Genomic DNA, 1,186 nt, shown 5'->3' on the forward strand with positions numbered 1-1,186 from the left:
ACTTGAGTGTTTTAACTCAATTTTAAAGTGATGACAGCACCTCTTAAACAAACTGTAGGAATCGACGTGGCCAAACAGGAGTTGGTTGTGTCTTTAGCCAAAATGAATCAGGACCTTAGTACAGAGATCTTTGCCTGCAAAACGTTTATCAACAATCATCAGGGCTTTGAACGCCTGGTCGGTTGGGTAACAAAACATACAACCCGGCAGGTAAGTGTGCACTACGTAATGGAAGCGACAGGCGTTTATCACGAGCCATTGGCCTATTATCTTTCTAATCATGGGTTGCTGGTGAGCATTGTATTACCGAACAAGGTCAGTAATTACAGCCGGACGCTTGATATTAAAACAGTCACAGACAAAACGGCTTCACAAGCCATTGCCCGATTTGCCCTTGCAAACGAATTGAAGGTATGGCAACAACCCAAAGCTGCCTTTAGAACGCTAAGGCAATTGACCCGGGAGCGGGATCAGATCATAGCAGAACGTACATTGCTTAAGAATCAACTTCATGCAGAACTTACCGAAGCTTTTCCTAATGAACGGAGCATCGGCAGGATTAATACACGAATTGCTTTGCTCAATAATCAGGAGACAGAGATCAAATCAGAAATAGCTGACCTGATCAACAAGGACAAAGAACTTGTTGAACAAATAGATATGATCACTTCTATTCCGGGCGTGGGAAAGTTGACAGCAATCATCGTCATTGCAGAGACAAGTGGCTTTGAACTTATTAAAAGTAAAAAACAATTGGTGAGTTATGCAGGTCTGGATGTAAAGGAAAAGATATCAGGAATATCCGTTAAGGGTAAAGCTAAGATATCAAAAAAAGGTAACCGGCACTTGCGCAAAGCTATGCATATGCCCGCCTTAGCCGCCCTGAGAAGCGACGAACGCCTTAAAGCAGTATTTGTACGATTGCTTTCCAGGCATGGCATTAGAATGAAAGCTACAGTCGCTATACAAAGAAAGTTGCTGGAACTGATCTATATCTTATGGAGAAAAAACGAGCGGTATAATAAAGATTATCTGCAAAGGGTATCCATTGGAAATAGTTAGGGCGAATATAACCCGTGAGTCAATCGCCCTAAACAGGCTGGCTAACGCCGCCTTAAGAAATCTAAAGTAAAACTTTATTTCATTCTTAACACAGAATCTTTCTTTTGAGAGAAAAGAAAGTGAC

General features: G+C 41.7%; 1 protein-coding gene. It reads left to right on the forward strand.

Going from position 1 to position 1,186, the window contains the following annotated elements:
* The first annotated feature begins 30 nt into the window (after window positions 1–30).
* A complete protein-coding gene (locus ACFQZI_RS19850; RefSeq protein WP_377145615.1) occupies window positions 31–1,062 on the forward strand; it encodes an IS110 family transposase in 1,032 nt (343 codons plus the stop codon).
* The last annotated feature ends 124 nt before the right edge of the window (window positions 1,063–1,186 follow it).

Source organism: Mucilaginibacter lutimaris, from assembly GCF_042676625.1.
Lineage (GTDB): Bacteria > Bacteroidota > Bacteroidia > Sphingobacteriales > Sphingobacteriaceae > Mucilaginibacter > Mucilaginibacter lutimaris.